15 protein-coding genes are annotated in these 18,995 nt (G+C 66.6%); 7 read left to right on the top strand and 8 right to left on the bottom strand.

The genetic code is table 11. The annotated features are described in order from the left end of the window. The first annotated feature begins 69 nt into the window (after positions 1-69). The 6 genes from typA (at position 70) to AC07C1_RS17020 (ending at position 8,826) form a co-directional block, all read left to right on the top strand. Positions 70-1,986: a translational GTPase TypA gene (typA, locus tag AC07C1_RS16995; protein ID WP_478939723.1), complete on the top strand. Its 1,917-nt coding sequence runs from the start codon at positions 70-72 to the stop codon at positions 1,984-1,986. Between the two features lie 565 nt (positions 1,987-2,551). Continuing rightward, the gene (locus AC07C1_RS17000; protein ID WP_478939725.1) at positions 2,552-3,586 is read left to right on the top strand and encodes an ABC transporter permease; all 1,035 of its coding nucleotides are present in this window, start codon (positions 2,552-2,554) and stop codon (positions 3,584-3,586) included. A gap of 123 nt (positions 3,587-3,709) precedes the next feature. Next, positions 3,710-5,518, top strand: coding sequence for an ABC transporter substrate-binding protein (locus tag AC07C1_RS17005; RefSeq protein WP_478939727.1), 1,809 nt, complete (start codon positions 3,710-3,712; stop codon positions 5,516-5,518). 87 nt (positions 5,519-5,605) lie between these two features. Next, entirely contained in the window at positions 5,606-6,586 is a 981-nt protein-coding gene (locus AC07C1_RS17010; protein ID WP_478939728.1) for an ABC transporter permease, read from the top strand. Positions 6,587-6,596: 10 nt separating this feature from the next. Beyond that, a complete protein-coding gene (locus AC07C1_RS17015) occupies positions 6,597-7,661 on the top strand; it encodes an ABC transporter ATP-binding protein (protein WP_478939729.1) in 1,065 nt (354 codons plus the stop codon). Positions 7,662-7,683: 22 nt separating this feature from the next. Beyond that, the gene (locus AC07C1_RS17020; RefSeq protein WP_478939730.1) at positions 7,684-8,826 is read left to right on the top strand and encodes an ABC transporter ATP-binding protein; all 1,143 of its coding nucleotides are present in this window, start codon (positions 7,684-7,686) and stop codon (positions 8,824-8,826) included. 51 nt (positions 8,827-8,877) lie between these two features. Here AC07C1_RS17020 and AC07C1_RS17025 read toward each other — a convergent pair whose 3' ends face one another. From AC07C1_RS17025 to AC07C1_RS17060, 8 genes are all read right to left on the bottom strand, one after another. Continuing rightward, positions 8,878-9,096 (bottom strand): hypothetical protein, encoded by a 219-nt coding sequence (locus tag AC07C1_RS17025; protein ID WP_478939732.1) that lies wholly within the window; start codon positions 9,094-9,096, stop codon positions 8,878-8,880. Between the two features lie 35 nt (positions 9,097-9,131). Further along, positions 9,132-9,872 carry a class I SAM-dependent methyltransferase gene (locus tag AC07C1_RS17030; RefSeq protein ID WP_478939734.1) on the bottom strand — a complete coding sequence of 247 codons (741 nt, stop codon included), beginning with the start codon at positions 9,870-9,872 and terminating at the stop codon, positions 9,132-9,134. A 168-nt stretch (positions 9,873-10,040) separates the two neighbouring features. Beyond that, on the bottom strand, positions 10,041-10,520 hold the full coding sequence (locus AC07C1_RS17035; protein ID WP_478939736.1) for a hypothetical protein: 480 nt from the start codon (positions 10,518-10,520) through the stop codon (positions 10,041-10,043). A 259-nt stretch (positions 10,521-10,779) separates the two neighbouring features. Then, a complete protein-coding gene (locus AC07C1_RS17040; RefSeq protein WP_478939738.1) occupies positions 10,780-11,823 on the bottom strand; it encodes an ABC transporter ATP-binding protein in 1,044 nt (347 codons plus the stop codon). A 25-nt stretch (positions 11,824-11,848) separates the two neighbouring features. Continuing rightward, positions 11,849-12,886 carry an ABC transporter ATP-binding protein gene (locus AC07C1_RS17045; RefSeq protein WP_478939739.1) on the bottom strand — a complete coding sequence of 346 codons (1,038 nt, stop codon included), beginning with the start codon at positions 12,884-12,886 and terminating at the stop codon, positions 11,849-11,851. 69 nt (positions 12,887-12,955) lie between these two features. Then, the gene (locus AC07C1_RS17050; RefSeq protein WP_478939741.1) at positions 12,956-13,936 is read right to left on the bottom strand and encodes an ABC transporter permease; all 981 of its coding nucleotides are present in this window, start codon (positions 13,934-13,936) and stop codon (positions 12,956-12,958) included. A 91-nt stretch (positions 13,937-14,027) separates the two neighbouring features. Next, positions 14,028-15,785 (bottom strand): ABC transporter substrate-binding protein, encoded by a 1,758-nt coding sequence (locus AC07C1_RS17055; protein ID WP_478939743.1) that lies wholly within the window; start codon positions 15,783-15,785, stop codon positions 14,028-14,030. A 79-nt stretch (positions 15,786-15,864) separates the two neighbouring features. Continuing rightward, positions 15,865-16,893 (bottom strand): ABC transporter permease, encoded by a 1,029-nt coding sequence (locus tag AC07C1_RS17060; protein ID WP_478939744.1) that lies wholly within the window; start codon positions 16,891-16,893, stop codon positions 15,865-15,867. Between the two features lie 470 nt (positions 16,894-17,363). Here AC07C1_RS17060 and AC07C1_RS17065 point away from each other — a divergent pair, with 470 nt between their 5' ends. After that, complete coding sequence (locus AC07C1_RS17065) at positions 17,364-18,989, top strand: peptide ABC transporter substrate-binding protein (protein WP_478939745.1); 1,626 nt, start codon at positions 17,364-17,366, stop codon at positions 18,987-18,989. The last annotated feature ends 6 nt before the right edge of the window (positions 18,990-18,995 follow it).

Genomic DNA, 18,995 nt, shown 5'->3' on the forward strand with positions numbered 1-18,995 from the left:
CCCGGCAGGCCCGCGTCACACGGACGTACACATCAGGGCCTTCTCACCACTCTGGGAGTACGCCGCACTATGGCTGTGACCGCAACGCGTCACGACATCCGCAACGTCGCCATCGTCGCCCACGTCGACCACGGCAAGACCACCATCGTCGACGGCATGCTGAAGCAGGCCGGCGCGTTCGCCGCCCACCAGCTCGAAGGCGTCGACGACCGCATGATGGACTCGAACGACCTGGAGCGTGAGAAGGGCATCACGATCCTCGCCAAGAACACGGCGGTCAAGTACCACCCGAAGGCCGGCGGGGACCCGATCACGATCAACATCATCGACACCCCCGGCCACGCCGACTTCGGTGGCGAGGTCGAGCGCGGTCTGTCGATGGTCGACGGTGTCGTGCTGCTGGTGGACGCCTCCGAGGGCCCACTGCCGCAGACCCGTTTCGTGCTGCGCAAGGCGCTGCAGGCCCGGCTCCCCGTCATCCTGTGCATCAACAAGACGGACCGCCCGGACGCCCGGATCGACGAGGTCGTCAACGAGACCTACGACCTCTTCCTCGACCTGGACGCCGACGAGGAGCAGATCGAGTTCCCGATCGTCTACGCCTGCGGCCGTGACGGCATCGCCTCGCTGACCAAGCCGGACAACGGCACGGTCCCGGCCGACAGCGACAGCCTGGAGCCGTTCTTCTCCACGATCCTGGAGCACATCCCGGCCCCGACGTACGACGAGGAGGCCCCGCTCCAGGCCCACGTCACCAACCTCGACGCCGACAACTTCCTCGGCCGTATCGCGCTGCTCCGCGTCGAGCAGGGCGAGCTGCGCAAGGGCCAGACGGTCGCCTGGATCAAGCGTGACGGCTCGATCAGCAACGTCCGCATCAGCGAGCTGATGATGACCGAGGCGCTCACCCGCAAGCCCGCCGAGAAGGCCGGCCCGGGTGACATCTGCGCGGTCGCCGGTATCCCGGACATCATGATCGGCGAGACCCTCGCCGACACCGAGAACCCGATCCCGCTGCCGCTGATCACGGTCGACGAGCCCGCGATCTCGATGACGATCGGTACGAACACCTCGCCGCTGGTCGGCCGCGGCGGCACCGGCAAGGGCGCCGATGCCAAGGCTGCCGTGAAGGACCGCAAGGTCACCGCCCGCCAGGTCAAGGACCGGCTGGACCGCGAACTGATCGGCAACGTCTCCCTGCGGGTCCTCGACACCGAGCGCCCGGACGCCTGGGAGGTGCAGGGCCGTGGTGAGCTGGCGCTGGCCATCCTGGTCGAGCAGATGCGCCGCGAGGGCTACGAGCTGACCGTCGGCAAGCCGCAGGTCGTCACCAAGGACGTCGACGGCAAGGTCTACGAGCCGGTCGAGCGCATGACGATCGACGTGCCCGAGGAGCACATGGGCGCGGTCACGCAGCTCATGGGTGTCCGCAAGGGCCGCATGGACAACATGTCCAACCACGGCTCGGGCTGGGTCCGCATGGAGTTCGTGGTCCCCTCGCGCGGCCTCATCGGCTTCCGCACCGAGTTCCTGACCCAGACCCGGGGCACGGGTATCGGCCACTCCATCCACGAGGGCTTCGAGCCCTGGTTCGGCAACCTGACGACCCGCAACAACGGCTCCCTGGTCGCCGACCGCGCCGGTGCCGTCACCGCGTTCGCGATGACGAACCTGCAGGAGCGCGGCGTGCTGTTCGTGGAGCCGGGCACCGAGGTGTACGAGGGCATGATCGTCGGCGAGAACTCCCGCTCCGACGACATGGACGTCAACATCACCAAGGAGAAGAAGCTCACGAACATGCGGTCGTCGTCGGCCGACTCGTTCGAGGCGATCGTGCCGCCGCGCAAGCTGTCGCTGGAGCAGTCGCTGGAGTTCTGCCGTGACGACGAGTGCGTCGAGGTGACCCCGGAGGCCGTTCGCATCCGCAAGGTGAACCTGGACGCCCGCGAGCGGGCCCGCGCCGCGAGCCGCGCCAAGCACGGCTGATCCGAGGGCACTTGAGCCCGGGTCTCCCCATGTTGGGGGGACCCGGGCTTTTTGCAACCCGTTTTCCGGCGGCCGGTGATCGGTTACCCGCGCCCGCTGTCCGAAATGCGGAGATCGCCGACCGATAGCCATGTAACACGTCCGTTTCGCGGCCTTCTCCCCTCGAACAGTTTGTCCAGTTTTTGGAAGTTCTAGGCGGCAGCTGTGACTGAATTGAGATTTAAAGACAGTGGTCGCCACCTGACTCATGGCAGATAGTTAGCCGCGTAGCGCTCGGGTCAATGGGTCTCGCGCTGTGGGGACAGCGCCGACTCACGAGCACCAGGGGGTGTCTGACCCTCCGTCAGGGGTGTCGGAGGGAAGACGGTAACCCTCTCCTGTTGGTGAACACGTGAAGTCATGAGGAGGAACCCCCATGCGCGGTGTCACAAACACCAAGTGGGTCAGTTCGTCGCTTCCAGCGGTGTGATTCGGCTGTAGAACTACGCGCGTCCGACTGCGGATTTCGCGCGTTCTCGGAGTACCCGGACACCTCTCACACTCATATCTGTGAAACGGACGAACCGTGACAAGTCCTATCGACATTGAGGGCGGCGGAACTTCGGTCGTCGTCGACGGCGAACCTGGGCCGGAGACGAAGAGCGAAGCCGTCAAGCTCGAAGGCCGGTCCCCCGGCCAGCTGATGTGGATGCGCTTCAAGCGCGACCGCACCGGCGTGATCTCGGCCTACGTCGTGGGCTTTTTCTTCCTGATCGGCCTGCTCGCCCCGCTGATCTCCAAGCTGTACGGCAAGGACCCGTACACGGTCTACGCGGACGAGCGCCCCGAACTCTTCGACAGCGCCGGCGTGCCGGTCCAGCCCAACGGCGGCATCAGCGGCGAGTTCTGGTTCGGCCTCGAACCCGGCAACGGCTACGACGTCTTCACCAAGCTGGTCTACGGCATCCGCACCTCGCTGATGATCTCGGTCGCCGTCACCCTCGCGGTCGTCGTGACCGGCATCCTGCTCGGCGTCACCGCCGGCTACATCGGTGGCAGGACCGACTACTTCATCGGCCGGGTCATCGACTTCCTGCTCGCCTTCCCGGCACAGCTGTTCTTCATCGCGAGCATGCCGGTCGTGGTCTCCCTGTTCGTCAGCCCGCGCGACGAGACGCCCACCTACGTCCGGGTGGTGGCACTGATCCTCGTGCAGTGGTTCCTCGGCTGGATGGGGCTCGGCCGTCTGCTGCGCGGCACCGCACTCGCCCTGCGCGAACGGGAGTTCATCGAGGCGGCCAAGGTCAGCGGGGCCTCGCCGTGGCGGATCATCCGCAAGGAGATGCTGCCCAACATCGTCACCCCGCTGCTGGTGCAGTCGACGTACCTGCTGCCCGGTTTCGTGACCGCCGAGGCCGGTCTGTCCTACCTGGGCGTGGGCATCGTCGAACCGACGCCGGACTGGGGGCAGATGTTCTCCAAGGCGTCCACCGAACTGGTGATGCAGAACGACATCACCTACATGTTCTTCCCCGGCATCTCGATGATCATTTTCGTCGTCGCGTTCAACCTGCTCGGGGATTCGGTCAGAGACGCATTCGATCCCAAGACCGCGCGCTGACCTCAGCACCTCAACCACACGGAACGTCAGTTCCGCGGCACCTCACTGCATTTCAGCAGTTCTTTTCGCACTGGTGACACACAGAACTCACTGGTGACACACAGATGGGTGGGAATCTTCGTGATGAGTAGGGGCGGACGCCACGCATACGGCGCACTCTCCGTGCTCGCGGCCGGAGCTCTTGTGCTCACCGGTTGCAGCAAGGGCGGCAGCGACAGCGGCGACGACGGCAAGAAGCAGGAGGGGAACGCCAAACGCCAGCAGGCGTCCATCAAGTTCGGTGACGCGGCCGCCTCCACGGGTCCGGCCGCGGCCGTGCCCGGTGCCAAGTCCGGCGGCACGATGGAGGTGCTGCAGCGCGACAGCTACGCCCACCTCGACCCGGCCCAGATCTACGTCTCCGACGAGGGCTCCCTCGCCTCGCTGCTCCACCGCGGCCTGACGGGCTACAAGGCCACCAGCGACGACGGCAGCAAGCACGAGGTGGTCGGCGACCTCGCCACCGACTCGGGCACCACCACCGACGGCGGCAAGACCTGGAAGTACACGCTCAAGGACGGCATCAAGTTCCAGGACGGTTCCCCGATCACGTCCAAGGACGTCCGGCACAGCGTCGAGCGGCTCTTCGCGCCGTTCATCAACCAGGGCCCGACCTACCTCCAGCAGTGGCTGGCCGACAAGCCGGGCACCGAGTACCGCAAGCTCCTCAAGGGCGGCCCCTACAAGGGCAAGCACCTGCCCGCCTCCGTCCTGGAGACGCCGGACGACAAGACCGTCGTCTTCCACTTCAAGACCCCGCACCCCGACCTGCCCTACGCGATGGCGATGGCGGGCTACGCGGTGGTCTCGCAGAAGGGCGACACCAAGGAGCGGTACGACAAGGCTCCGGTGGTGACCGGCCCGTACAAGGTCCAGTCGTTCAAGTCCGGCAAGTCGATGGTGCTCGTCAAGAACACCAACTGGGACCCGAAGACGGACCCGATCCGCCACCAGTACGTGGACCAGTTCAACTTCACGTTCAACCAGCAGTACGAGACCTCCACCAAGGCCCTGCTCGCCGACAGCGGTGCGGACCGGGCCGGCGTCAGCTTCAACAACCAGGTGGACGCGGGCAACCTGTCCCAGGTGCTGCGTGACCCGAAGATGAAGGCCCGCACGGTCTCCGGCTACCAGCCGTACGTGGGCCAGATGAACATCAACATGAGCCACAAGGCCCTGCAGGACAAGACGGTCCGCGAGGCCATCGCCTACGCCCTGCCGATCACCCCGTTCGTGCGCGCCTACGGCGGCACCGACGCCATGGAGGTCGCGGGCGGCCTGATCTCCCCGACCGTCTCCGGCTACGACGCCGCGTTCGACCCGTGGGGCAAGAAGAAGAAGCCCGCCGGTGACCCGGACAAGGCCAAGGAGCTGCTGAAGAAGGCCGGCAAGCTCAACATGAAGCTGACCTTCGGCTACATCAACACCCCCGAGGGCCAGCAGTACTCCACCGCCATGGCGGCGGGCCTGAAGAAGGCCGGCTTCAACGTCCAGCGCCAGGAGATCCCGGCCGAGACCTACTACGACCAGGTCTCCAAGCTGAACAACAACTACGACATCTTCCACACCGCGTGGGGTGCCGACTGGCCGTCCGCCTCGACCGTCATGCCGCCGCTGTACGACGGCCGCGTGATCGCCGACGGCGCGCAGAACTACTCGCAGATCAACGACCCGAAGATCAACAGCGAGATCGACCGGATCAACAAGATCACCGACCCGGTCAAGTCCGCGGCCGAGTGGGAGAAGCTGGACCAGTACATCGTGAAGGACAGCGTCAACGTCGTCCCGACCGCGTACTACAAGCAGACCCAGATCGCCGGCTCCAAGGTCGGCGGGCTCGTCTACGACGACGTGCTCGGCGGCATCGACCCGCGTCGCCTCTACATCAAGTAACCGTCCCCGTCCGGTACCCGGCGCGCTCCCGCAGAAGGGGTGCGCCGGGTACCGCCCGGACCGCCGACGTCTGAGAGCTGCCCTGTCATGCTGCGCTTCCTCGTCCGCCGGATCATCGGTGCCGTCGTCATTCTGTTCCTGCTGAGCATCGTCACGTTCGTGCTGTTCTTCGGGGTGCCCCGGGACCCGGCGTTGCTGATGTGCGGCAAGACCTGCAATCCCAACAGCATCGCGAACATCCACCATGTGCTCGGCCTGGACAAATCCATCCCCGAGCAGTACTGGATCTTCCTGCACAACCTCGTCATGGGCAGCGACCAGTTCGCCCAGGGCCCGTGCCCCGCTCCGTGCTTCGGCTACTCGTACCACACCAACGAGCAGGTCTGGAGCACGCTGCTGGACCGCCTGCCCACCACCATCTCGCTCACCCTCGGCGCGGCCGTGTGCTTCCTCGTCATCGGCCTCGGCACCGGCCTGCTCGCCGCCTGGCGGCGCGGCACGCTGATCGACAAGACGGCCACCGCGGGTGCCATGGTCATCAGCGCCCTGCAGATCTACTTCCTCGGCCCGCTGGCCCTGGCGATCCTCGTCTACCAGACGCACTGGTTCGACAAGCCCTCCTACACCGATTTCACCCGGGACCCCGTCACCTGGTTCTCGGGCCTGATCATCCCCTGGGTGGTCCTCTCCACGATCTTCGCGGCGCAGTACACCCGTATGTCACGGTCCTCGATGATCGAACAGCTGCAGGAGGAACACGTCCGCACCGCCCGCGCCAAGGGCATGTCCCGGCGGTACGTCTTCTTCCGCTACGCCTGGCGCGGCTCGCTGATCCCGATCGTCACCATCTTCGGCATCGACCTCGGCTCCCTGCTCGGCGGCGCGATCATCACCGAGTACACCTTCTCGCTGCCGGGCATCGGACAACTCGCCGTCCAGTCGGTCTTCTTCAGCGATCTGCCGCTGCTGCTCGGCGTGATGCTGTTCGCCGCCAGCATGATCCTGCTGTTCAACATCGTCGTCGACGCCGCGTACGCCTTCATCGACCCGCGCGTGCGGCTGTCCTAGGAGCACTGTCGTGACCACTCTGACCAAGGAAGCCGGTGCTCCCGTCCCGGCCGGCAGCGGGCCCCTGCTCTCGGTGCGGGACCTGCACGTGAGCTTCAAGACCGAGGACGGCGTCGTACGGGCCGTGGACGGGCTCTCCTTCGACCTGGAGCGGGGCAGGACGCTCGGCATCGTGGGCGAGTCCGGCTCGGGCAAGTCGGTGACGAACCTGACCGTCCTCGGCCTGCACAACCCGATGTTCACCACGGTCGAGGGTGAGATCCTGCTGGACGGGCAGGAGTTGACGACGGCCCGTGAGCCGGACCTGGAGAAGCTGCGCGGCAACAAGGTCGCCATGATCTTCCAGGACCCGCTCACCGCGCTCTCCCCGTACTACACCGTCGGCCGCCAGATCGCCGAGCCGTACATGAAGCACAACGGCGCCTCCAAGAAGGACGCCTGGGACCGTGCGGTGGAGATGCTCGGCAAGGTCGGCATCCCGAACCCCAAGGAACGGGCGAAGGACTACCCGCACCAGTTCTCCGGCGGTATGCGCCAGCGCGCGATGATCGCCATGGCGCTGATCTGCGACCCCGACCTGTTGATCGCCGACGAGCCGACGACGGCTTTGGACGTGACGGTCCAGGCGCAGATCCTGGACCTGCTGAAGGACCTGCAGCAGGAGTTCGGTACGGGCATCGTCTTCATCACCCACGACCTGGGGGTGATCGCCGACATGGCCGACGACATCATGGTGATGTACGCCGGCAGCGCGGTGGAGCGGGGCACCACCGACGAGGTGCTGCGCGCGCCCCGGCACCCGTACACCTGGGGCCTGCTGAACTCGATGCCGCGCCTGGACTCCGACCTCGGCGCCCAGCTGTCCCCGATCCCCGGCACCCCGCCCTCGCTGCTCAACCCGCCCTCCGGCTGCCGCTTCCACCCCCGCTGCACCTTCCAGGACCGGGTGGAGGGCTCGGGCCGCTGTGTGAACGAGCGCCCGCTGCTGGCCCCGGACCGGGCGTCGGCCTGCCACCTCACCGCCGACCAGAAGCGGACCATCTTCATCGAGGAGATCAAGCCCCGACTGGGCTAGGTCGTCATAGGAGGACACCGTCATGAAAGAGGACCTGGTCCTCCCGGCCCCGCGCGGGAAGAGCGCCGGCGCGGACGGGGAACCGCTGCTGGAGGTCTCCGGGCTGACCAAGCACTTCCCGGTGAAGGGTGGGTTCCCGATCCGCCGTACGATCGGCGCGGTGCAGGCCGTGGACGGGATCGACCTGGCCGTGCGCGCCGGCGAGAGCTTCGGCCTGGTCGGCGAGTCGGGCTGCGGCAAGTCGACCACGGGCCGGTTGATCACCCGGCTGATGGAGCCGACGAGCGGCACGATCACCTACCGCGGCCAGGACATCAGCCATGCCTCGCGCAGGGCGCTGGCGCCGATCCGGTCCGAGATCCAGATGATCTTCCAGGACCCCTACTCGTCGCTGAACCCGCGGCAGACGGTCGGCAAGATCATCGTGGGTCCGATGGAGATCAACGACATCAACCCGGCCGGGGGCCGCGAGAAGCGCGTCCGCGAACTCCTGGAGATCGTCGGCCTCAACCCCGAGCACTACAACCGCTTCCCGCACGAGTTCTCCGGCGGCCAGCGCCAGCGCATCGGTGTCGCCCGCGCCCTCGCCCTGGAACCGAAGCTGATCGTCGCGGACGAGCCGGTCTCGGCCCTGGACGTCTCCATCCAGGCCCAGGTCGTGAACCTGCTGCAGAAGGTGCAGCGGGAACTCGGCATCGCCTTCCTCTTCATCGCCCACGACCTGGCGGTGGTACGGCACTTCTCCCAGCGGGTCGCCGTCATGTACCTCGGCAAGATCATCGAGGTGGGTGACCGTGACTCCATCTACGCCCGCCCACGCCACCCGTACACCCATGCCCTGCTGTCCGCCGTCCCCGAGGTCAGCCTGGAGGAGGGCGGCGCGCCCGCACGCGAGCGCATCCGTCTGGCCGGCGACGTGCCGTCCCCCATCTCACCGCCCTCCGGCTGCCGCTTCCGCACCCGTTGCTGGAAGGCGCAGGACACGTGCGCGACGCAGGAGCCGCCGCTGATCCAGCTCTCCGGGAACCGGTCCGGCCATCTGACGGCCTGCCACTTCCCGGAGGAGCCGACCATCGAGGCCCGGGGCGAGGACATCGTGCTGGACCCGGCACTGGCGGCGCTGGAGGAGACGGCGACGGAGCAGAGGGCGACGGGGGAGGCGTAGGGCGAACCGATCCCGGCCGGCGGCCGCGGCCCATCGGCCCGGCCGTCGCGCCTACGCGTGCCGCCGTCGCTCGTAGACCGGCATCCGTCGGCCGCGGACCTGCTCGTCCGCCACCACGGTGAAGTACTTCCGCAGCACGGCGGTCTTCGCCTTGTCCCGCTCCGCCGACACCGGCCGGGCCACCTCCGGCGCATCGGTCACCAGCGGTATGCGCTGCTGCGCCGCCGCCACCATCCCTATCCGGTCCGGACGGCCGGTTCGCAGTCCCATGTGATGACCGGTCAGGTCAGTTGTCCCGCGGGTGCCTAGGCCTTCCGCGCCACGGTGATGATCTCGGGGGAGCTGGCGGTGAGCGGGCCCTGCTCCCAGTCCCCGTACTGCTCGACGACCGCCAGGCCGGCTTCCGTGAGGAAACCCTCCAGCGTCTCGGCGTCGAGGAAGCGCAGGACGCTGTGACTGACCCGGGGGGCGGGCCAGCGGGCGCCGTCATAGGTCTCGGTGAAGCGCACTCGTCCCCGGTCCGGGCCGTCGCCCTGCACCTCGTGCCACACGCGCACGGGCGTACCGTCGGCATCGGTGATCTCGTACACCCGCTCCGGCGTCCATCGTTCCCAGGCACGGGCGGCCGGATTACGGGTCTCGAACACCAACCGGCCGCAGTCGGCGAGGGCCGCGCGGATCCCGCTCAGACAGTCACGGACCTCGTCGTCCTTCACCAGTTCCTGGAAGGCGTGCCCGGTCATCACGACGAGGTCGAACTCCCCGTCCCACCGCCGCACCCGCACATCCCCGAGCACCCACTCGACGTCCGGACAGTCCCGTCGTGCCTGTACGAGCATGGCGGCGGCCGGATCGAGCCCCATCAGTCGGCCCCGGTGCCCCTCGGCCCGGGCCCGTCGCAGTAACTGTCCGGTGCCACAGCCGACGTCCAGCACCGAGCGGGCACCCATCACCAGACCGAGGTAGAAGTCGTCACCCGGTCCCCAGGGGTTGAGGGTGTCGTACAGCGCGGCGAGCGAGAGATCGGCGAACGAGTGATCTACCACCGCGGCAGTCTGTCACACGTTTGAACGGTGCGTCAGTTTTCGCCTCACTTCGCGTACTCCTGACTCCGGATGACCCTGACGGTGCCCGCAGGAGACGCGCGAGACCCCGCCCGTGTGACGGGCGGGGCCATCATGCCTTTGGGCGAAGTGGATCCCAGATGCGAAGGCTCAGTACTTGATGATCCACATCATCTTCGGCGAGTACTTGTGCCCGTGGTCGATCAGGATGCGCTTTCCGCACGAGACCTTTCCGCTGACGACCTTGAAGTAGCCGCACTGCAGAGCCCCGATGGTGGTCTGCGCGTTCGGGTTCAGGCTGGAGAAGAAAAGCTGATGAGCGTCACTGTACTGCCGACCGTAAACGGGCTTCTCGCGGCCGGCGTCGCCCAGGCAGAAGTCGCCTCCGGGGGAGACGTAGTTACACAGCTTCGCGGCCTTGTTGTTCCACCACTGCCACTGCGTCTTCTTGCACTTCTCCTGGGTGATCTCCTTGTTGTAGCCGTTCCATTCCAGACACTTGCCGGTGTCCTTGTTCACGATGTAGAAGGTGTGGCCTGGAGCGGCCTGGGCCGGCGAGGCCCCGCCGAAGAACGAGAAGGCAAGCGCCAGAATAGCCGCGATCAGCCCTGATTTCTGAATGTGCCTCATGAACAAATACCCCCAACTCACAGCGTTAGGTCAGTCGCTGTGGGATTAAGTGTTCCGTGATGTCGGGGCGGTGTATAGCTAATTGAGCAAGAATTGAGCCGAACGCTCCCGCTGCGGCCGATGGCTTCCGCCGGGGAGAAGGAAAGGCCCGCACCTGGGGAGGTGCGGGCCTCGTCCCCTGGAGCGGACGTTCATGGGCTCGGGTCAATGGGCCGTGAAAGTCCGTTCCGCAAGAGGGCGGCTGACGGAAAGGGGTGTGTCAGACCGCCGCCTCGGGGTCCTTGGAGAGGCGCGGGGCGGGGACGGCGTCCGCCGTCTCCGGGTAGTGGCACGCCGTCAGGTGGCCCGGCTTGTTGCCCTCCACCTGCACCAGCGGCGGTGCCTCCGTGGCGCATTTCTCGGTCGCCTTCCAGCACCGGGTGCGGAAGCGGCAGCCGGAGGGCGGGTTGATCGGGGACGGCACGTCTCCGACCAGGCGGATGCGCTCGCGCGGCTCCTTGTCCACCGTCGCCTCGGGCACGGCGGAGAGCAGGGCCCGCGTGTAGGGGTGGCGCGGGTTGTCGTACAGGTCCTCGCGGTCGGCGATCTCGACGATCTTACCCAGGTACATGACTGCGACGCGCTGCGAGAAGTGCCGCACGATCGCGAGGTCGTGGGCGATGAAGACGAACGCGATGCCCAGTTCCCGCTGCACCTTCTGGAGCAGGTTGACCACCTGGGCCTGGATGGAGACGTCCAGGGCGGAGACCGGCTCGTCCGCGACGATCAGCTTCGGCTCCAGGGCGAGCGCGCGGGCGACACCGATGCGCTGGCGCTGACCGCCGGAGAACTCGTGCGGAAAGCGGTTGTAGTGCTCGGGGTTGAGGCCGACCGTCTCCAGCAGCTCGCGGACGCGGTTCTCGCGGCCGCCGGCGGGGTTGATGCCGTTGATCTCCATCGGACCAGAGATGATCTTGCCGACCGTCTGCCGCGGGTTCAGGGAGGCGTACGGGTCCTGAAAAATCATCTGTATCTCGGAGCGGATCGGGGCCAGGCCCCTGCGACCCGCGTGCGTGATGTCCTGGCCGCGGTAGGTGATCTTGCCGCTGGTCGGCTCCAGCAGGCGGGTGATCAGCCGGCCCGTGGTCGACTTGCCGCAGCCCGACTCGCCGACCAGGCCCAGGCTCTCACCCTCGGCGACCTGGAAGTCCAGTCCGTCGACGGCCTGCACCGCGCCGACCGTGCGGCGGATCGGGAAGCCGCCCTTGATCGGGAAGTGCTTGGTCAGCCCCGAGACGTCCAGGAGGGGGTTCGTGTTGCTCATGTTCGTGAGTCCGCTCTCGTGTCCGTCAGTTGTGCTGGGTCGCGGCGTAGTCGGCGAAGAGTTCCCGCTTCTGCTCCGTGGTGAGGTGACACGCGGCACCGCGGCCGTCGACCACCTCGAGCAGGGGGCGCTCACCGGAGCACAGCTCGCCGGCGACCTTGTCGGTGAAGGCGCACCGCGGGTGGAAGCGGCAGCCCGACGGCGGGTTGAGCAGCGAGGGCGGCGAACCGGGGATCGGCGTCAGCGGAACGTCCACCGGCCCGGTCAGGCTCGGCATCGAGTTGAGCAGGCCCACGGTGTAGGGGTGCTGCGGGTCGCGCAGCACCTCCTCCTTGGTGCCGCGCTCCACACACCGGCCGCCGTACATCACCAGCACCTCGTCCGCGATATCGGCGATGACGCCGAGGTCGTGGGTGATGAAGATGATGGCCGTGCCGAACTCCTGCTGGAGGTCCTTGAGCAGGTCCATGATCTGGGCCTGGACCGTCACGTCGAGCGCGGTGGTCGGCTCGTCGGCGATCAGCAGCTCGGGGTCGCAGACCAGCGCCATGGCGATCATCGCGCGCTGGCGCATACCGCCGGAGAACTGGTGCGGGTAGTCGTCCACCCGCATGTCCGGCTGCGGGATGCCCACCCGGCGCAGCATCTCCACCGCACGCTTGCGGGCCTCGGACTTGGAGGCGCCGGTGTGCTTGCGGTACGTCTCGCCGATCTGCGCACCGATGGTGTGGTACGGCGACAGCGAGGCCAGCGCGTCCTGGAAGATCATGGACATCTTGTTGCCGCGCAGCCGCTCCAGCTCCTTCTCGGAGGCGGTGAGCAGCTCCTTGCCGTCCAGCACGATCTCGCCCTCGATCGCAGTGCGCTCGCGGTCGTGGAGGCCCAGGATCGTCAGGTTGGTGACGGACTTGCCCGAGCCCGACTCACCGACGATGCCGAGCGTCTGGCCCTTGGCGAGGTCGAAGCTGAGTCCGTCGACGGCCTTGACGATGCCGTCCTCGGTGGAGAAGTGGACCTTGAGGTCCCTGATGGAGAGGAACGGCTGCTGATCGGTGCTCGTCACGGGGACGCTCCTGGGGGGTGATGCGAGGTCGCCGGGTGGGGCGGTTGGGAAGGGACGGCGGGGCGGAGGTCAGGCGAGCCGGATCCGCGGGTCGATGAGGGCGTAGACGGCGTCCACGATGATGTTGAAGAGGACGATGGCGCCGGCGGCCAGCAGGGTCACGCCGAGCACCATGGGCAGGTCGCTCTGTTCCACCGACCTCAGCGCGAGCTGGCCGACACCCTGAAGGCTGAAGACCTGCTCCGTGATGATCGCGCCGCCGATGAGCGTGGCGAGGTCGATGCCGAAGATGGTAACGATCGGCCCCATCGCGCCGCGCCAGGCGAACCGGAAGAACACGTTGCGGCGGGACAGGCCCTTGGCGCGGGCGGTACGGACGTAGTCCTCGCTGAGCGTCTCGACCAGCTGGGAGCGCGTCATTCGGGTGTAGTTGGCGGTCCAGATCAGGGCCAGCACCAGCCAGGGCAGCAGCAGGCCGGAGACCCAAGCGCCCGGGTTCTCGGTGAGGGGCGTGTAGGAGGGGTTGTCGAGGATGTCGAGCTTCCCGACGAGGAAGTACATCGCGATGTACCCGACGAAGTAAATCTGCATCGACGACGCGACCAGCGAGGCGGAGCTGGCCGCCTTGTCCTGCCACTTGCCCTGCTTGACGGCGGCGGCCATGCCGGCGCCGACACCGAAGACGAGGAAGACGGCGGCGGAGCCGAAGGCGAGCGAGAGGGTCAGCGGAAGCCGGTCCAGGATGGTGCCCAGGACGGGCTCGCGGTTGGCGAAGGAGTAGCCGAGGCACGGCGCGTTGCAGTGCCCGAAGCTCCCGTAGTCCCGCCCGACGAAGATGCCCTTGAGCCAGTACCAGTACTGGACCGGTACCGGGTGGTCGATGCCCAGGTTGTGCCGCACCTGTTCGAGCATGGGCTTGGTGCAGTTCTTGCCGCAGGACATCATGGCGGGGTCACGCGGGATGGCGTAGAAGAGCCAGAAAGTGACGGCGCTGATGATCAACAGAATGACCAGCGCGCCGAAGGTTCGGCGGACAAGGAAGCGGAACATGGGGCGTGACTTTCCGGACGGGGCGCCGTCGCCGGGGTGAGGGGGGCGGAGGGGGCGGCCAGGTCGTGACCGCCCCCGTGGTCGAACGTGCTTACTTCTTCGCGTACAGCTTGCAGAGCGCGATGCAGGTGTTGGCGCTGTCGTAGACCACGTGGCCGACCTTGGAGCCGTACATCCAGTTACGAATGGGGTGGTAGTCCGGCACGCAGGCCGCCAGCTCCATGATCTGGCGGTCGATGTCGCCCCAGGCCTTGTTGGCCTTGTCCGGGTCCGCGATCTTCGACGCGGCCGCGATCGCCTTGTCCACGCTGGTGTTCTTCAGCTGCGCCCAGTTGGTGCCGCCGTCCATGACCTGGCTGCCGTCCCAGCACGGGAAGAACACCGAGTAACCGGCCGGCCAGTCCGGGCTCCAACCGGCGGCGAACATGTCGTAGCCGTTGTCGAGCTTGCTGATCTGAGTGTAGAAGGTCGACTTGTCGACCTGCTTGTTGACGACCTGGAAGCCGGCGGCCTCCAGCGCGTTCTTGATCGCGACGGCCTGCTTCACGGAGTTGTCCGACTGCTGGTAGGCGATGACCAGCTTCTGGCCGACCTTGCCGGCCTCCTTCAGCAGGGCCTTGGCCTTGACCGGGTCGCCGCCGCCCTTCTGGAGCTTCCCGTACAGGTCGAACTTGTGGTAACCGGGGGTCACCGGGCTGAAGATCGTGGTGGCGATCTCGCTGCTGGCCGCGCCGCCGCGGATGGTCTGCAGCTGCTGCACCGGCCAGGCGTAGTTGATGGCCTGGCGGACCTTCGGGTCCGTGATCCGCTTGGTGTTGATCGGCCAGTAGTAGGTGGCCGTGTCGACCTGGGTGAGGATGCGCGGCTTGTACTTCGCGTTGGTGAGGACCTGGGCGACGCGCTCGGGAGCGACCTCGTTGAAGATCGACATCGAGTACTGGTCGTTGCCCCGGTCCGAGATGTAGCGGTCGGTGGACGCCAGCGCCTGGAAGCCGAACTGGAAGACGAACTTGTCCGGGTAGGCGTTGCGGATCGAGTCGGTCTTCGGGTCCCAGTGCTCGTTGCGCACGTAGGTCATCGACTTGCCCGGCTGGCGGCTGTCGATCTTGTACGGTCCGCTGGAGAACGGACGCTTGTCGTACTTCTCCTTGGTGTCGTGCTTCTTGTTCACCAGGGCGTAGCCACGCATGGCGAGGGTGAAGTTGAAGTCACCGCGCGGCTCGTTGAGGTGGAAGGTGACGGTCTTGCCGGAGATCTCGATGGAGTCGAGGTGCTTGCCGCCGTACGGGCCCTTGTAGCCCTTGCCGCCCTCCAGCCAGTTCTGGATGTAGCGCGGGCCCTCGGTGATGAAGGAGGCGAAGAGGCGCTCGTAGGTGTGGCGGACGTCGTCCATGCTGATCTCGGACCCGTCCTCCCACTTGACGCCGTCCTTCAGCGTGAAGGACCAGGTCTTGCCGCCGTCCTTCATGGTGCCGGCGTCCGTGGCGAGGTCGCCGACGAGGATGGCGCCACCCTTGTCGTCGATCTTGTAGCCGGTCAGACCGCGCAGGACCGGGACGGTGATGGCCGCCTCGGTCGAGTTGTAGATCTGCGCCGGGTCCATGTGGTCCATGTCGAACGAGTCGAGCGACCAGATCGTCCCGCCCTTGACGGCACCGGTGACCTCGGGCGCCGGACCGGTCGAGTCGGCCTTGGTGCCGACGTCGATCTTGACGGTCTTGCTGCCGCTGACCGTGGGGACCTTGCCCGACGAGCCGCTGCCGCTGTCACTGCTGCAGGCACTCAGCACCGAGGTCGAGGCCGCCGCCACACCGGTGGCGATCAGGAAGTTTCTACGGGAAAAAGACATGCTGAGCCTGCCTCATGAGTCGATCGGAACAGACGGGACCAGCCGGTCGTCGTCGAACCGGGCCGGAGTGGGTTGTGGATTACCGCTTGGACTTCGGGTCGAGCGCGTCGCGCACCGAGTCACCGAGGAGGTTGAAGGCGAGGACGAAGATCACCATGGCCAGGCCCGGGAACAGCATGAAGGTGAGGTCCTCGGTGTAGAACTGGGCGCCGCGGGCGATCATGACGCCCCAGTCCGGGGTGGGGTCGATCATGCCGACGCCGAGGAACGCGAGGCCTGCCTCCGTGGTCACGAGGGTCGGGAGCAGCAGGGTGGACTGGATCAGTATCGGCGTCCACAGGTTGGGCAGCAGCTCCTTGAAGACGATGCGCATGGGGGACGCGCCCGTGACCTTCGCCGCCTCGACGAACTCCCGCTCGCGCAGGCCGAGTACCTGACCGCGCAGCAGACGCGCGATGGAGGCCCAGCCGAAAAAGGTCAGCACCACGATCAGGGCGGTGGCGCGCAGCGAGGTCGGGATGTCCTCGTCGGCGGCGATAAAGAGGCCAAAGACGACGGGCATGAAGGCGATGAAGAACAGCGTGGAGGGGAACGACAGCAGGATGTCGATGACCCGGCCGACGAAGTAGTCCACCTTGCCGCCCAGGTAGCCCGCGGTGACGCCGATCACGACGCCCAGAACGACGGTGAGCAGGGTGGTCGCCAGGGCGATGCCCAGCGAGTTGCGGATGGAGTACAGCAGGAAGGTGAAGACGTCCCGGCCCAGCTGCGGCTCGACGCCGAACCAGAAGTCCGAGCTCATCCCGCCGTTGGGGCCCGCAGGGTACGAGAAGGCGTTGAACAAGTCGGGCTGCTTGGTCACATACGTGGTGTACGGATCCTTGCCGTAAAGCTTCGCTATCAGCGGTGCCGCGATCGCGATCACGAAGAAGAAGATGACGACATAGGCGGATATGACGCCCGTCTTGTCGCGCTTGAAGCGCTTCCAGGCAAGCCGTCCCGGAGAGCGGCCTTCACTGCCCTTCGAGGTGTCCGGAGCGGTCGACTTCTCGACGGTCTCGTCGGTCACCTCAAGCGGGGCAGCCGCTGATGGAGTTGGGGGGGTCATGGTGCTCCTGGCCCAAGGGAGGGTCTGATGACTCCGCAGGGCGCTCCCCTACGGGCTACGCCGGACTTTTTCAACGCAATTCATTCAAGGTCAATAAATTCTCGGTCGCCTTGGTTGCCTCTTTACCTTCTTTACTCGCGCTTGACCGAACCGTAGCTACGCGGGTAGCACGCCGTAATCAATCCGTGCTTCACATCGGACCAATTGGACCAATCGGTCAATGAGTTCGATATGCGGACGGGGGAGTGTCGAAATGCGTACATCGGAACGCCGCAATCCAACGTTTCCGCATCGTTGCGCGAAGATCTATTGCGCTCCTCGCGCAAGATCACCGAGACGCCCGCCCGGTGATGCCTGCATTCGGATGACGTGTCCCTCTAAAGACCGCCCAATCGGGCAGTCCGCATGCGTTATGCGCGGTATGTGTCGGTACTGACCGAGGTGATCCACGCTCAGGGAGGAGGCGCGCCATGCGTGCAGGCACGCACGCGCGATGGGCCGCCGGCGCCGTGGCGGTGGCGCTCGCGGCCACGGGCTGCGGGGGCGGCTCGACCGGCGGCGGCAACGGCGGCACGGTGCTCAGCTCCTCGTGGGGTGACCCGCAGAACCCGCTGGAGCCGGCCAACACCAACGAGGTGCAGGGCGGCAAGGTCCTCGACATGATCTTCCGGGGCCTGAAGAAGTACGACCCGAGGACCGGGAAGGCCCAGGACTGGCTGGCCCGGTCCATCGACACCGAGGACTCGCGGAACTTCACCGTCAGGGTCAAGGACGGCTGGACCTTCTCCAACGGCGAGAAGGTGACCGCCCGGTCCTTCGTGGACGCCTGGAACTACGGGGCGAGCCTGCGGAACAATCAGAAGAACGCCTACTTCTTCGGCTACATCGACGGGTACGACAAGGTCCACCCCGACAGCGGCGAGCAGAGCGCCGGCACACTGTCCGGACTGAAGGTCCTCGACGACCTCACCTTCACCGTCAAGCTCAACCAGAAGTTCTCCGGCTTCCCCGACACCCTCGGCTACGCGGCCTTCGCCCCGCTGCCCCGCACGTTCTTCACCGACCACGCGGCCTGGGTGCGCAAGCCGGTCGGCAACGGCCCGTACACCATCGAGTCCTACACCAAGGGCTCCCAGATGTACCTGCGGAAGCGGGACGGCTACCCCGGCCCGGACAGGGCGCAGAACGACGGCGTGACGCTCATGGTCTACACCGACAGCAACACCGCCTACACCGACCTGCTGGCCGGCAACCTCGACCTCGTCGACGACGTCCCCGCCGCGCAGCTGAAGAACGTCAAGGGCGACCTCGGCGACCGCTACATCAACGCCCCCGCGGGCATCATCCAGACCCTCGCCTTCCCCTACTACGACAAGGCCTGGAACAGACCCGGCTCCGAGAAGGTCCGTACCGGCCTGTCCATGGCGATCAACCGCAAGCAGATCACCGACACGATCTTCCGGAAGACGCGGACCCCGGCCACCGACTGGACCTCGCCGGTCCTCGGCACCGACGGCGGCTTCAAGGCCGGCCTGTGCGGCAGGGCCTGCGACTACGACCCCGCCCAGGCGAAGAAGCTGGTCGAGGAGGGCGGCGGGATCCCCGGCGGCCAGGTCAAGATCACCTACAACGCGGACACCGGCTCGCACAAGGAGTGGATCGACGCGGTGTGCAACTCCATCAACAACGCCCTCGGCAACGACAAGGCCTGCGTCGGCAACCCGGTCGGCACCTTCGCCGACTTCCGCAACCAGATCGGGCAGCACAGGATGAGCGGCCCGTTCCGGGCGGGCTGGCAGATGGACTACCCGCTCATCCAGAACTTCCTCCAGCCGCTCTACTACACGGGCGCCTCCTCCAACGACGGGCAGTGGTCGAACAAGGACTTCGACAGACTCGTGAACCAGGCCAACGCCGAGACGGACATCGCCAAGGCGGTCGCCACCTTCCAGAAGGCGGAGGAGGTCGTACGGGACACCATGGCCGCCATCCCGCTCTGGTACCAGAACGGCAGCGCCGGCTACTCCGAACGGCTGTCCCACGTGGCGCTGAATCCCTTCAGCGTCCCCGTCTACAACGAGATCAAGGTCGGCTGAGCCGCC

It is taken from the genome of Streptomyces sp. NPDC045022 (assembly GCF_056432605.1).

Coding starts and splice junctions, on each gene's coding strand:
- typA (WP_478939723.1), top strand. CDS start 70: ATGGCTGTGACCGCAACGCGTCACGACATCCGCAACGTCGCCATCGTC.
- AC07C1_RS17005 (WP_478939727.1), top strand. CDS start 3,710: ATGAGTAGGGGCGGACGCCACGCATACGGCGCACTCTCCGTGCTCGCG.
- AC07C1_RS17010 (WP_478939728.1), top strand. CDS start 5,606: ATGCTGCGCTTCCTCGTCCGCCGGATCATCGGTGCCGTCGTCATTCTG.
- AC07C1_RS17020 (WP_478939730.1), top strand. CDS start 7,684: ATGAAAGAGGACCTGGTCCTCCCGGCCCCGCGCGGGAAGAGCGCCGGC.
- AC07C1_RS17025 (WP_478939732.1), bottom strand. CDS start 9,096: ATGGGACTGCGAACCGGCCGTCCGGACCGGATAGGGATGGTGGCGGCG.
- AC07C1_RS17035 (WP_478939736.1), bottom strand. CDS start 10,520: ATGAGGCACATTCAGAAATCAGGGCTGATCGCGGCTATTCTGGCGCTT.
- AC07C1_RS17040 (WP_478939738.1), bottom strand. CDS start 11,823: ATGAGCAACACGAACCCCCTCCTGGACGTCTCGGGGCTGACCAAGCAC.
- AC07C1_RS17050 (WP_478939741.1), bottom strand. CDS start 13,936: ATGTTCCGCTTCCTTGTCCGCCGAACCTTCGGCGCGCTGGTCATTCTG.
- AC07C1_RS17055 (WP_478939743.1), bottom strand. CDS start 15,785: ATGTCTTTTTCCCGTAGAAACTTCCTGATCGCCACCGGTGTGGCGGCG.
- AC07C1_RS17060 (WP_478939744.1), bottom strand. CDS start 16,893: ATGACCCCCCCAACTCCATCAGCGGCTGCCCCGCTTGAGGTGACCGAC.
- AC07C1_RS17065 (WP_478939745.1), top strand. CDS start 17,364: ATGCGTGCAGGCACGCACGCGCGATGGGCCGCCGGCGCCGTGGCGGTG.